Genomic DNA, 12,111 nt, shown 5'->3' on the forward strand with positions numbered 1-12,111 from the left:
CACAGTGTTTGTGAATTGTGCTTGACCTGTGGGAGCCGGCTTGCCGGCGATGGGGCCAGTTGCAGCACCGCCAAAAACGAAAAAAGCCCTGTTCCACGGGGGTCAGGGCTTCGTCACAAATATTTCAGACCTGCAATATTCGAGAAAGTTTCATCACAAAAACAATAACTTAGAAAATTGTGTACAACCCGTGTTACTCGTCGGATTTCAATTGCCACGGGCATCCCAGAGCCTCAAATTCGCGTCGTCATCCCTATGAGGCTCTCTTGATGAAGAAGTACTCCTCGATTCTGTTGTTGTCTTTCAGCTTGCTCAGCGGCGTTGCCATGGCAGGCGGCAATACCGAGGCTGGCATTGGCGGCGCATTGGGCGGGGTACTCGGCTCCGTAGTGGGCAACTCCATCGGTGGTAGCACCGGCGGCGCCATTGGTGCCGGTCTGGGCGGCGCTGCCGGCGGTGCCCTGGGTGCCGACAAACGCCAGCGTGGCGAGGCCGCCATCGGTGGCGCGCTGGGCGCCGCAGGCGGTAACGTGGTCGGTCGCTCGGTGGGCGGTACCACCGGTAGCTACATTGGTGCAGCCGCGGGCGGCGGTATCGGTGGCGCGGCGGGTAACTACCTGGGCAACCGGGCCGATGAAGACGAGCGCCATGACGAGCGCAAATACTACAGCCGCGGCTACAGAGACGGTCGTCACTACGACCGTGGTCGCCACTACGGCCACCGCAAGCACAAGCACCACCATCACTGATACCGGGGCTAGCACCTCGGCCGCAAAAGCCCCGCCCTCACCGGCGGGGCTTTTTCATGCCTGCGCGTCGAGCTGCAGGCCGGACAGGATGGTATGCAGCGCTTCTGGCAGCGGCACGGGCCTGCCGGCAGCGCGTTCGATGAATACCTGCACCACCGTTCCCGCCGCGCAGGCATCCGCTTCTCCCGGGCGATACAGGGCCAACCGGTACTCCACCGTACTCCCCGCCAGGCGCGTCACGCCCAGGCCCACCTCCAGCAAATCCGGAAAGCCCGGCAGCGCGTAGAAATCCGCCGCCGAACTGACCACGAAGGCCGCCAGGTCACCCTCGCGCAGGTCGAACTCGGCTTGCTCGACCAGGAACGCCTGGATAGCGGTTTCGAAGAAGCCGTGCACCGTGGCACCGGCGATGTGGCCGTTGTGGTCGTTGTCCTGGGGGCGGGTGAGGATGGGGTGGAAGTGGGAGAAGGCTGTACGGTCGGGGGATTCGATCATGATAGTTCCACAATTGGTGACACCGTGAGGAAGCTTCCCACAGCAAGACAGGAAGGACTATAGTCGCAATCAACTATAGATTGCATAGCATGGTGCATCCCGATGAAACCGAGAAATGCCCCGATGCCAACCCATCAATTAGATCATGCCAACCTGAGCCGAATGGTGGAATGCGGCAGTGTCCTTGCCACCCACATCGTTGGCCAACCTGGAGGATGGGCAATCCAGGTTGACGTCAACCATCAGGAACATGTGCTCGTTGCCCAGCGAAGTGGAAACGTGCGGCTGTTCAAGAAGTTCGAAACGCTGGTGGCCTATCTGCTCGACATCGGTATTGATCACTTCGAAGTCGATACCTCCGCCTTCGATCGCGATCAGACAAGTACCTACCAACGTCCTGATCGTGCACAGGCGTTGAGGCGAGCCCATGAAGCAGCGGCTTACGATGCCTGGTTTGCCGAACAGGTCGACGCCAGCCTGCAAGACCCAACGCCCTCGTTGGAGGATGAGGAGGTACAGCGGTTGTTCGCAGCCCGCCGTGCCGAACTCAAAGCCAGAATCCGCTGATGCGCCTGACGTGGCGCGCAATGGCGTGCAATGACCGTTTGCGCATCATGGAGCATATTGCCCAAGACAATCCCCAGGCCGCTCTGGCACTGGACGAACGCTTCGCTGAAAAAGCCAGACGAGCAGCGCTCAGTCCGTTCCTGTACAGAGCAGGCAGATTTCCCGGAACAAGGGAAATTGTCGTTCATCCCAACTACGTAATGGTCTTTCGGGTTGCGGAGGAGTACGTAGAAGTCATCCGTATCCTGCACGCCAGACAGCAGTGGCCTTGAGCACACAAAAAAGCCGCCCCTAGGGGCGGCTTTCTCGTTGCAACTGGCTCAGCTTACAGCTGTGGGCCAGCGGCCTTGATGGCGTCGGACACGTCGAACTTCTTGAAGTTCTCGGTGAACAGCTTGGCCAGGCCTTTGGCAGCTTCGTCGTAGGCAGCTTTGTCAGCCCAGGTGTTGCGCGGGTTGAGCAGCTCGGTCTCGACGCCCGGAACGGCCTTCGGCACGTCCAGGTTGATGATGTCCAGGTGCTCGGTCTCGGCACCGATCAGAGCACCGCTCTGGATCGCCGCGATCACGCCACGGGTGGTCGGGATGCTGAAGCGCTTGCCAACGCCGTAGCCACCGCCGGTCCAGCCGGTGTTGACCAGGTAGACCTTGGAGCCGAAGGCGTTGATACGCTTGATCAGCAGCTCGGCGTACTCGCCAGCCGGGCGCGGGAAGAACGGTGCGCCGAAGCAGGTGGAGAAGGTCGACTTGATGCCGCCGCCCGAACCCATTTCGGTGGAACCGACCAGCGCGGTGTAGCCGGACAGGAAGTGGTAGGCCGCCTGCTCGTTGTTCAGGATCGAAACCGGAGGCAGAACACCGGTCAGGTCGCAGGTCAGGAAGATGACCGCGTTCGGCTCGCCACCCAGGTTGGCTTCGGCGCGCTTGGCGACGTGCTCCAGTGGGTAGGCAGCGCGGCTGTTCTGGGTCAGGCTGACATCGGCGTAGTCGGCGTGCTTGTTGCCGTCGAGGACGACGTTTTCCAGCACGGCGCCATGCTTGATGGCTTTCCAGATGACCGGCTCGTTCTTCTCGGACAGGTCGATGCACTTGGCGTAGCAGCCGCCTTCCATGTTGAAGACAACGCCTTCGCCCCAACCGTGCTCGTCGTCACCGATCAGGTAACGGCTTTCGTCGGCCGACAGGGTGGTCTTGCCGGTGCCGGACAGACCGAAGAACAGGGTTACATCGCCTTCTTCGCCAATGTTGGCTGCGCAGTGCATTGGCAGTACGTCAGCGGCCGGCAGCAGGAAGTTCTGCACCGAGAACATGGCTTTCTTCATTTCACCGGCGTAACGCATGCCAGCGATCAGCACCTTCTTCTTGGCGAAGTTGATGATCACGCAGCCGTCGGAGTTGGTGCCGTCACGCTCAGGTTCGCACACGAAGTTGGCGACGTTGAGGATCTGCCACTGGTCGCGGCCAGCCGGGTTGAACTGCTCCGGGTTGATGAACAGGCAACGGCCGAACAGGTTCTGCCAGGCGGTCTGGGTGGTCATCTTCACCGGCAGGTAGTGCTCGGCGGCAGCACCTACGTGAACGTAGGAAACGAAGTGATCCTGGGCGTTGTTGAACGCCTCGACGCGGTCCCACAGGGCATCGAACTTGTCGGCCGGGAACTTGCGGTTGATCGGGCCCCAGGCGATGGCGTCCTGGGTGGACGGTTCTTCGACGATGAAACGGTCAGCCGGCGAACGGCCAGTACGGTGGCCAGTCTCGACTACCAGCGCGCCAGTATCGGCGAGCACGCCTTCACCGCGTTGCAGCGCTTCTTTTACCAGCTCATCGACGCTCAGGTCGGTGTACACGGTGTTGTTGGCTTGCGTCATGAGATACCCCATCCGGCCCGAGGCCGAGTGCTCCAAACGTTTTGTAGTTGTCTAAAAAAAACTACTACAGCGAAAAAAGTGGCCGGATTATGCCAGAAACGCCCAAAAAAAGTAGGCCCCTCCTGTCGTAACCGCGCTTTTGCGCAATTAGACAGGAGATTTACCTGTGATTAACCGTTTCAGTGGCGAGTTTCTGAGGCCGTGTCTGTGCCGCCGCCGGCAAAGAGTTGCGCAACATCGTTGGCATCGAAGAAATAGCGTTCGTTGCAGAACTGGCAATCGATCTCCACCTTGCCGCCACACTCCTCCACCAGCTGCTTGGCATCGTGTTCGCCAAGACTGACCAGCGCATTGCCGGAACGTTCGCGCGAACAGCTGCAGTTGAAGCGCAGAGACTGGATGTCGAACAGGCGCACGGCGTCTTCGTGGTACAGGCGGTGCAGCAGGGTTTCGTTGTCTTCGGCCCACTCCTGGGCTTTCAGCGTGCTGGCCAGGGCAACCACGTGCTGCCAGCTGTTTTCACGGTCTTCTTCGTCACGCTCGCGATCGATCGGCAGCTGTTGCAGCAACAGACCGCGCGACTTGCCGCCTTCGGCATTCAGCCAGAAGCGCGTATTGGTCTGCTGCGACTGGACGAAGTAATTGGTGAAGCATTCCGACAGGTTGGCGCCGTCGAGGTCGACGGTACCCTGGTAGCGCTGGCCTTTGACCGGGTCGATGGTCAGGGTCAGGTGACCGTCGGGCATCAGCTGCGCCAGCGTTGCATCGGCAGGGATCTGCTCGGCTTCGTAGCGGGCCATGCCACGAATGTCGCGTTCGCTGGAGCACTCCACCATCAGCAGCGGGACCGGCCCGGCCGACCGCGCCTGCAGGATCAGCAGGCCGTCGAACTTCATCGCGCCTACCAGCAAAGCCGTAGCGGCCATCAGCTCGCCGAGCAGTGTAGCCACTGGCTGCGGGTATTGGTGACGCGCCAACACCGCAGCGTAGCTGTCATCGAGTGCCACCCACTCGCCGCGGATGTCGCGGTCGTCGAAGATGAAGCGTTGGGTGAAATCGGTATCCGGCAAGTCGCTCATAGGTTTCGGCTATCTGAAAAGGGTGTCTAAATGATTACACGGACATGCGAGATACCGCACGCGGCAACCATCGCTCTACAGTGTTTCTGGTTATGGCCATTTGGCCAGATGTTGTGCATGACTTTCGACGAGTGGCTGTGCCACAGGCCTGATGCCTATGTGGTGGTTGATGCGCTGTTTTCCAAGTGGCATGCAGCCCTATCGCCGGCAAGCCGGCTCCCACACTTTCCGCGTCGGCCTCAATCCCTGTGGGAGCCGGATTGCCGGCGATAGGGCCGCCGCTCAATCGAAACTGCCATGCAGCTGATGGATCTGCCGCCGCTGCTTCTTGTTCGGCCGGCCATCGGTAGTCACACCCATGGCGCCGGCCTTGCGCATCTCTGCCGCCTGCTCACGGCGGCGCACACTGTCCTGGGTTTCTTCATACAGCGTCTGGGCCTCCGGCGCGCCCCGGCGCACCACCGACAGCGCCTTGACCACCACCGTGCGCTCGTCGAAGCCGGTGCGCAGGACGAACTCGTCGCCTACGCGCGGCTCCTTCCCAGGCTTGCAACGTTCGCCCCGGCAATGCACCTTGCCGCTTTCGATCGCCGCCTTGGCCAGTGCCCGCGTCTTGTAGAAGCGCGCCGCCCACAGCCATTTATCCAGGCGAACCTTGTCGTCGTCTTCGGCTTTTTGTGCCATCCCGTTACCTCGCACACTGTCTTTCATCGAACTGTACTACCGTAACGATCGGATGCAAAAAGTTCCCGCCGTGCTTACAGTTCACCACCTTATTCCCAGGGTGTGCTTCGTGAAGACATTTGACCATCTGACTGTGATCGGCCTGCGCGAGTGGGTCGCCTTGCCCGACCTCGGCGTGGCGGGCCTGCGCGCCAAGATCGACACCGGCGCCAGCACGTCCAGCCTTCACGCCACCGAGGTCGAGCCGTTCGAGCGCGACGGCGAAGCCTGGGTGCGTTTCACCGCCCACCTGGGTTCGGTGGTGCAGTTGCGGCATCGTCGTTGCGAGGCGCCACTGGTCACCATGAAGACCATCAAGAGTTCCAATGGCCACGCCCAGACCCGTTACGTCATCCGCACCTCGCTGGCGCTGGGCGACCGCGTCTGGGAAGTCGAATTTACCCTCGCTTGTCGCAAGAGCATGCGTTATCGCCTGCTGCTCGGTTCCAAGGCGCTGATTCACGGCCAGCTGGTAGTCAACCCTGGCCTCAAGTACGTTCAAGACAAACCGGCTTTTCCGGCCACCCTTTCTCCTGTCACAGGTGCTGCATGAAGATCGCTGTGCTGTCGCGCAACCCGCGTCTGTATTCCACCCGCCGCCTGGTCGAGGCCGGTATCCAGCGTGGCCATGAAATGGTAGTGATCGATACCCTGCGGGCCTACATGAACATCGCCAGCCACAAGCCGCAGATCCATTACCGGGGCAAGCCGCTCGAGGGCTTCGACGCGGTGATTCCGCGTATTGGCGCCTCGGTGACTTTTTACGGCTGCGCCGTGTTGCGCCAGTTCGAAATGATGGGCGTGTACCCGCTCAACGAGTCGGTGGCCATCGCCCGCTCCCGGGACAAGTTGCGCTCGTTGCAGCTGCTGTCGCGGCGCGGTATCGGCCTGCCGATTACCGGTTTTGCCCACTCGCCGGACGACATCCCCGACCTGATCCAGATGGTCAATGGCGCGCCCCTGGTGATCAAGGTGCTCGAAGGCACCCAAGGCATCGGCGTGGTGCTGTGCGAGACAACCCAGGCGGCCGAGTCGGTGATCGAGGCGTTCATGGGCCTGAAGCAGAACATCATGGTTCAGGAGTACATCAAGGAGGCCGGTGGCGCCGACATTCGCTGCTTCGTGGTGGGAGACAAGGTGATTGCTTCGATGAAGCGTCAGGCCAAGCCAGGGGAGTTTCGCTCGAACCTGCACCGGGGCGGCGTCGCCAGCCTGATCAAGATCACCCCTGAAGAGCGGATCACCGCGATTCGTGCGGCCAAGGTGATGGGCCTGAGCGTGGCGGGTGTGGATATCCTGCGCTCGAACCATGGGCCGTTGGTGATGGAGGTGAACTCCTCGCCAGGGCTGGAGGGGATCGAGGTGACCACCGGCAAGAACGTGGCCGGGATGATCATCGAGCATCTGGAGAAGAATGGCGGGCCGAATCAGACACGGACCAAGGGTAAGGGTTGATTCAAGGGCCCTATCGCCGCGGTTCGTCGCCACGACAAGCCGGCTCCCACAGGGTCACCACAATTCTCCAGACCTGTGGAATACCTGTGGGAGCCGGCTTGTCGTGGCGACGAACCGCGGCGATAGGGCCGGAATAGCCCTGAAAATCACACAGCATTGCGCGGCAGCAATAACCCCAACGGCAACCTCACCCGCGCCTCGATCCCGCCTCCGGACCGATTGCGCAGCTCCACATTGCCGCCATGCTGCGCCGCGATCCGCTTGACGATCGCCAGCCCCAGTCCGGTGCCCTTGCCACCGCGGGCACGGTCCCCGCGAATGAACGGGTTGAAGATGGTCTCCAGCTCCGACTCGTCGATCCCGGCGCCCCGGTCAAGCACGCTGAGCACCACATACGGCGCACTCTCGTCACCCGACACATAGGCCGCCACCTCGACCCCCTTGCCCGCGTGGTGCAGGGCATTGCCGATCAGGTTGCCCAGCATGCGCTTGAGCGACACCCGGCGCAGCGGGAACGGCGGGATCGGCTCCAGGCACAGGCGCACACGTTCGTGCGGCTGGTTGAAGGGCGCTACCACTTCACGCACCAGGTCGGCCAGGTCGACCTCCTCCACCGGTTCGTCACGGCCATCGCGGATGAACGCCAGGAACTGGTCGAGAATGGCATCCATGTCCTCGATGTCGCGCACCATGTCGTCGCTCAGCTCGCTGTCGCTGCCCAGCAAGGACAAGGACAAGCGCAAGCGCGTGAGTGGCGTGCGCAAATCGTGGGAAACCCCAGCCAGCATCAGCTCTCGCTCACGCCCGGCCTGCTCGACATCCTCGGCCATCTGGTTGAAGGCCCGGTAGACCTCGGTCATCTCGCTGGGTGTGTCGCTGATCGGCAGGCGCACACTGCGCCCCTGGCCCAATTGGCGGGCGGCGAACACCAAGCGCTTGAGCGGCTGGTTGAGCTGACGCACGAAGATCCACGCCGAGGCGGTGGACAACAGGCCGATGGCCAGGAACCAGCCCAGGACGTTCCAGATCTTCTGCCCGCGCAGCGGGTGGGGATACAGCGGCACCTTCAGCCAGCCAGGCCCCAGGCTCGGCGCGTTGACCCACAATGCCGGCGGCGCGTGAATGCGCAGACGCACTTCGGTGTCTTCGCCCAGCTCGGCCTGCATCTGCCGCTGGTAGATTTCGCTGTATGGCCAGTGCTGCTCGCCTTCAGGTACGCCAGAGCCGGTCACCCGGATAAGGCCGGCGGCCTCGGCGATCTTTTCGCGGTTCTCTTCATCCGCGGCCCAATAGGCGCGCAAGGTCAGCGCGACGCCGTGGCTGTACTGACGATCGACCAGCACGTCCTCGTTCATCAGCAGGTAGACCAGGGTCAACGCCTTGGAAAACAGGACGACGATCAGCACCAGCCACAAGGTGCGGGCAAAGAAACTCTGCGGGAACCACAGCGGTGTCTTCATCGACGGTGCAGCATCATTTGCCAGCGTTTCCGTCTGGAACGAACACATAACCCACGCCCCAGACCGTCTGGATGTAGCGTGGCTTGGACGGGTCCGGCTCGATCATGCGGCGCAGGCGCGAAATCTGTACGTCGATGGAGCGCTCCAGGGCGTCCCACTCGCGACCGCGGGCCAGGTTCATCAGCTTGTCGCGGGTCAGCGGTTCGCGGGCATGCATGACCAGCGCCTTGAGCACGGCGAACTCACCGGTGGTGAGCATGTGCACTTCGTCACCGCGCTTGAGTTCGCGGGTGGCCAGCGACAGTTCGTAGTCGCCGAAAGTGACCGATTCGTCCTCGCTGCCTGGCGCACCCGGCACGCTTGGCGCCTGGCGACGCAGCACGGCCTTGACCCGCGCCATCAGCTCGTCGGGGTTGAACGGCTTGCCCAGGTAATCGTCGGCACCCAGCTCCAGGCCCTTGATACGGCTGAGCTCGTCACCCTTGGCGGTGAGCATGATGATCGGGATCTGGTTGTTCGACTGGCGCAGACGCTTGCACGCGGACAGGCCGTCTTCACCCGGCAGCATCAGGTCGAGCACCACCAGGTTGAACACCTCGCGCTGCAGCAGGCGGTCCATCTGTTCGGTGTTGGGGACCGCACGGGCGCGATAGCCCTTGCTGGTGAAGAAACGTTCCAGCAGGCTGCTGAGCCCCGGGTCGTCGTCGACGATGAGAATCTTGTCACCTTCAGCGGTGTTGGGGGTGCCAGTCATGAATAACTCCTCTGATATCGCCGCGCATTATGGCGTAGCCATTACCCTGCGTGCCGTGAGCATTGTTAGCAGATTTTTCCCCGGGCGCCAGTTCCTGGCCACGGGCGCTGGCCTGGCGCTATCACCGCAAGCCGATTTCGATCGGTATAATGCGCGGTTTTCAATCCTTGTCAGGTGGTTCACATGGACAGCATCAACAGCCGTATCGCCGAGGAACTGGGCGTTCGCCCGCAGCAGGTCGAAGCGGCCGTGGGCTTGTTGGACGAAGGCTCGACCGTGCCCTTCATCGCCCGTTACCGCAAGGAAGTGACCGGCAGCCTGGACGACACCCAGCTGCGCCACCTGGAAGAGCGTCTGCGCTACCTGCGCGAGCTCGACGACCGCCGCGCCAGCATCCTGTCCAGCATCGAGGAACAGGGCAAGCTGACCCCGGAGCTGGCCCGCGAGATCAAGCTGGCCGACACCAAGACCCGCCTCGAAGACCTCTACCTGCCGTACAAGCAAAAGCGCCGCACCAAGGGCCAGATCGCCCTGGAAGCCGGCCTTGGCGCGCTGGCCGACGGCCTGTTCAACGACCCGCAGCTGAACCCGGAGAGCGAAGCCGCGCGCTTCGTCGACGCCGACAAGGGTGTGGCCGACGTCAAGGCCGCGCTGGAGGGTGCCAAGTACATCCTCATGGAGCGCTTCGCCGAAGACGCCGCCCTGCTCGACAAGCTGCGCAGCTTCCTCAAGCACGATGCGGTGCTCAGCGCACGCGTGGTGGCGGGCAAGGAAGAAGAAGGCGCCAAGTTCCGCGACTACTTCGCCCACGACGAGCTGCTGCGCAACGCGCCGTCGCACCGCGCCCTGGCGATTTTCCGCGGGCGCAACGAAGGCGTGCTGAGCGCATCGCTGAAAGTCGGCGAAGAGCTGCCTGGCACCCTGCACCCGTGCGAGGTGATGATCGCCGGCCACTTCGGCCTGGAAAACCGCAGCCGCCCTGCTGACAAGTGGCTGGCCGAGGTGGTGCGCTGGACCTGGAAGGTCAAGCTGTACACCCACCTGGAAACCGACTTGTTCGGCGAGCTGCGCGACAACGCCGAAGGCGAGGCGATCAACGTCTTCGCCCACAACCTGCACGACCTGCTGCTGGCCGCACCGGCCGGCCCGCGCGCCACCCTGGGCTTCGACCCGGGCCTGCGCACCGGCTGCAAGGTCGCCGTGGTCGATGCCACCGGCAAGCTGCTGGACTACACCACGGTCTACCCGCACGCGCCGAAAAACGACTGGGATCGCACCATTTCCATCCTCGCCGCCCTGTGCGCCAAGCACTCGGTGGAGCTGATCGCCATCGGCAACGGCACCGCCAGCCGTGAAAGCGACAAGCTGGTGGCCGAGCTTGTGAAGAAGTACCCGGCCCTGAAGATCACCAAGATCATGGTCTCGGAAGCCGGCGCATCGGTGTATTCGGCGTCGGAACTGGCCGCCCGCGAGTTCCCGGACCTGGACGTGTCGATCCGTGGCGCGGTGTCGATCGCCCGCCGCCTGCAGGACCCGCTCGCCGAGCTGGTGAAGATCGATCCGAAATCCATCGGTGTCGGCCAGTACCAGCACGACGTGTCGCAAATGAAGCTGGCCCGTGGCCTGGACGCCGTGGTCGAGGACTGCGTGAACGCCGTGGGCGTGGACGTCAACACCGCCTCGGTGGCCTTGCTGACCCGCATCTCCGGCCTCAACAGCACCTTGGCGCAGAACATCGTCGCCCACCGCGACGCCAACGGCCCGTTCGCCACCCGCGCGGCGCTGAAGAAAGTCAGCCGCCTGGGGGAGAAAACCTTCGAGCAGGCTGCAGGCTTCCTGCGCGTGATGAACGGCGACAACCCGCTGGACGCCTCGGCCGTGCACCCGGAGGCCTACCCGCTGGTGCAACGCATCGCCGCCGATACCGAGCGTGACATCCGCTCGCTGATCGGCGACAGCGGCTTCCTCAAGCGCCTCGACCCGAAACGCTTCACCGACGAATCCTTCGGCCTGCCGACTGTCACCGACATCCTGCAGGAACTGGACAAGCCTGGCCGTGACCCGCGTCCCGAGTTCAAGACCGCCACCTTCCAGGACGGCGTCGAAGACCTCAAGGACCTGGAACCGGGCATGATCCTCGAAGGCGTGGTCACCAACGTCACCAACTTCGGTGCCTTCGTCGACATCGGCGTGCACCAGGACGGTCTGGTGCACATTTCGGCGCTGTCGGAGAAGTTCATCAAGGACCCTCGCGAGGCGGTCAAGGCCGGTGACGTGGTCAAGGTCAAGGTCATGGAAGTGGACATTCCGCGCAAACGCGTCGGCCTGTCCATGCGCATGAGCGACACGCCGGGCGAAAAGGTCGAAGGCAACCGCGGCGGCAACCGTGGCAACGGCGGCAACCGCGCGCAGCAGGCGCCACGCCAGCGTGAAGCAGCCCCCGCAGCACCGGCCAACAATGCCATGGCCTCGCTGTTCGCCAACGCCAAGCAGTTGAAGAAGAAATGATGGAAATCCCCAAGGCGCTTGTCGAGAGCGCTTACAGCCAGCTGCTTGGCTGCCGCGTGCAACGCCTGGACACAGGCGTTGCCGAGGTGGCCCTGGCGCTCGAGCCGCACCTGCGCAACCGCGGCCAGAAGCTGCACGGCGGGGCGATCTTCAGCCTGGTGGACATTGCCATGGGGCTGGCCTGCTCGGCCAGCCATGGCTTCGACCAACAGAGCGTGACCATCGAGTGCAAGATCAACTACCTGCGCGCTGTCAGCGAAGGCGACGTGCTGTGCACCGCTCGCGTGCTGCACGCCGGGCGGCGCACCCTGGTGGTCGACGCCGACGTAGTCCAAGGCGACAAACTGGTGGCAAAAGCGCAAGGAACCTTCGCGGTTCTCTAGCTCACCAAGCGCTATCTACGGTATTTTTGGCAGCATCTTGGGGCGACTTTGCGCCCCATCGCCGGCAAGCC

General features: G+C 62.8%; 13 protein-coding genes. 7 read left to right on the forward strand and 6 right to left on the reverse strand.

All coding sequences use genetic code 11. The annotated features are described in order from the left end of the window. The first annotated feature begins 269 nt into the window (after positions 1 to 269). A complete protein-coding gene (locus tag PMI38_RS21985; protein ID WP_008098994.1) occupies positions 270 to 749 on the forward strand; it encodes a glycine zipper domain-containing protein in 480 nt (159 codons plus the stop codon). Between the two features lie 54 nt (positions 750 to 803). Here PMI38_RS21985 and PMI38_RS21990 read toward each other — a convergent pair whose 3' ends face one another. Further along, entirely contained in the window at positions 804 to 1,244 is a 441-nt protein-coding gene (locus tag PMI38_RS21990; RefSeq protein ID WP_008098996.1) for an acyl-CoA thioesterase, read from the reverse strand. A gap of 123 nt (positions 1,245 to 1,367) precedes the next feature. Between PMI38_RS21990 and PMI38_RS26795 the strand changes: the two genes are divergently transcribed. Beyond that, the gene (locus PMI38_RS26795; RefSeq protein WP_081502572.1) at positions 1,368 to 1,811 is read left to right on the forward strand and encodes a hypothetical protein; all 444 of its coding nucleotides are present in this window, start codon (positions 1,368 to 1,370) and stop codon (positions 1,809 to 1,811) included. Then, a complete protein-coding gene (locus tag PMI38_RS22000; RefSeq protein WP_043274068.1) occupies positions 1,811 to 2,083 on the forward strand; it encodes a type II toxin-antitoxin system RelE/ParE family toxin in 273 nt (90 codons plus the stop codon). Before PMI38_RS26795 ends, PMI38_RS22000 begins: the two co-directional genes overlap by 1 nt. Before the next feature lie 53 nt (positions 2,084 to 2,136). Here PMI38_RS22000 and PMI38_RS22005 read toward each other — a convergent pair whose 3' ends face one another. From PMI38_RS22005 to PMI38_RS22015, 3 genes are all read right to left on the reverse strand, one after another. Beyond that, entirely contained in the window at positions 2,137 to 3,678 is a 1,542-nt protein-coding gene (locus PMI38_RS22005) for a phosphoenolpyruvate carboxykinase (RefSeq protein WP_008099000.1), read from the reverse strand. 179 nt (positions 3,679 to 3,857) lie between these two features. Beyond that, complete coding sequence (gene hslO, locus PMI38_RS22010; RefSeq protein ID WP_008099002.1) at positions 3,858 to 4,757, reverse strand: Hsp33 family molecular chaperone HslO; 900 nt, start codon at positions 4,755 to 4,757, stop codon at positions 3,858 to 3,860. 282 nt (positions 4,758 to 5,039) lie between these two features. Next, positions 5,040 to 5,441: an RNA-binding S4 domain-containing protein gene (locus tag PMI38_RS22015; protein WP_008099003.1), complete on the reverse strand. Its 402-nt coding sequence runs from the start codon at positions 5,439 to 5,441 to the stop codon at positions 5,040 to 5,042. A 109-nt stretch (positions 5,442 to 5,550) separates the two neighbouring features. Here PMI38_RS22015 and rimB point away from each other — a divergent pair, with 109 nt between their 5' ends. Beyond that, complete coding sequence (gene rimB, locus PMI38_RS22020) at positions 5,551 to 6,033, forward strand: retropepsin-like aspartic endopeptidase RimB (protein ID WP_008099004.1); 483 nt, start codon at positions 5,551 to 5,553, stop codon at positions 6,031 to 6,033. After that, the gene (gene rimK, locus PMI38_RS22025) at positions 6,030 to 6,935 is read left to right on the forward strand and encodes a 30S ribosomal protein S6--L-glutamate ligase (RefSeq protein WP_008099005.1); all 906 of its coding nucleotides are present in this window, start codon (positions 6,030 to 6,032) and stop codon (positions 6,933 to 6,935) included. The genes rimB and rimK overlap by 4 nt, the downstream gene beginning before the upstream one ends. A 146-nt stretch (positions 6,936 to 7,081) precedes the next feature. Here the strand turns inward: rimK and PMI38_RS22030 are convergent, their stop codons facing one another. Both PMI38_RS22030 and ompR read right to left on the reverse strand, forming a co-directional pair. After that, a complete protein-coding gene (locus PMI38_RS22030) occupies positions 7,082 to 8,395 on the reverse strand; it encodes an ATP-binding protein (protein WP_008099006.1) in 1,314 nt (437 codons plus the stop codon). Between the two features lie 13 nt (positions 8,396 to 8,408). After that, positions 8,409 to 9,149 carry an osmolarity response regulator transcription factor OmpR gene (gene ompR, locus PMI38_RS22035; protein WP_008099008.1) on the reverse strand — a complete coding sequence of 247 codons (741 nt, stop codon included), beginning with the start codon at positions 9,147 to 9,149 and terminating at the stop codon, positions 8,409 to 8,411. Positions 9,150 to 9,332: 183 nt separating this feature from the next. Between ompR and PMI38_RS22040 the strand changes: the two genes are divergently transcribed. Then, entirely contained in the window at positions 9,333 to 11,657 is a 2,325-nt protein-coding gene (locus PMI38_RS22040; RefSeq protein ID WP_008099010.1) for a Tex family protein, read from the forward strand. Further along, on the forward strand, positions 11,657 to 12,040 hold the full coding sequence (locus tag PMI38_RS22045) for a PaaI family thioesterase (RefSeq protein ID WP_050548646.1): 384 nt from the start codon (positions 11,657 to 11,659) through the stop codon (positions 12,038 to 12,040). The genes PMI38_RS22040 and PMI38_RS22045 overlap by 1 nt, the downstream gene beginning before the upstream one ends. Positions 12,041 to 12,111: the final 71 nt, after the last annotated feature.

Source organism: Pseudomonas sp. GM84, assembly GCF_000282535.1.
Lineage (GTDB): Bacteria > Pseudomonadota > Gammaproteobacteria > Pseudomonadales > Pseudomonadaceae > Aquipseudomonas.

Bases quoted from the DNA above. Each gene is read 5' to 3' on its own strand.
- PMI38_RS22030 (WP_008099006.1), bottom strand. From the start codon at position 8,395: ATGAAGACACCGCTGTGGTTCCCGCAGAGTTTCTTTGCCCGCACCTTG.
- hslO (WP_008099002.1), bottom strand. From the start codon at position 4,757: ATGAGCGACTTGCCGGATACCGATTTCACCCAACGCTTCATCTTCGAC.
- PMI38_RS22005 (WP_008099000.1), bottom strand. From the start codon at position 3,678: ATGACGCAAGCCAACAACACCGTGTACACCGACCTGAGCGTCGATGAG.
- PMI38_RS21985 (WP_008098994.1), top strand. From the start codon at position 270: ATGAAGAAGTACTCCTCGATTCTGTTGTTGTCTTTCAGCTTGCTCAGC.
- PMI38_RS22000 (WP_043274068.1), top strand. From the start codon at position 1,811: ATGCGCCTGACGTGGCGCGCAATGGCGTGCAATGACCGTTTGCGCATC.
- rimK (WP_008099005.1), top strand. From the start codon at position 6,030: ATGAAGATCGCTGTGCTGTCGCGCAACCCGCGTCTGTATTCCACCCGC.
- PMI38_RS22045 (WP_050548646.1), top strand. From the start codon at position 11,657: ATGGAAATCCCCAAGGCGCTTGTCGAGAGCGCTTACAGCCAGCTGCTT.
- PMI38_RS22015 (WP_008099003.1), bottom strand. From the start codon at position 5,441: ATGGCACAAAAAGCCGAAGACGACGACAAGGTTCGCCTGGATAAATGG.
- ompR (WP_008099008.1), bottom strand. From the start codon at position 9,149: ATGACTGGCACCCCCAACACCGCTGAAGGTGACAAGATTCTCATCGTC.
- PMI38_RS21990 (WP_008098996.1), bottom strand. From the start codon at position 1,244: ATGATCGAATCCCCCGACCGTACAGCCTTCTCCCACTTCCACCCCATC.
- PMI38_RS26795 (WP_081502572.1), top strand. From the start codon at position 1,368: ATGCCAACCCATCAATTAGATCATGCCAACCTGAGCCGAATGGTGGAA.
- PMI38_RS22040 (WP_008099010.1), top strand. From the start codon at position 9,333: ATGGACAGCATCAACAGCCGTATCGCCGAGGAACTGGGCGTTCGCCCG.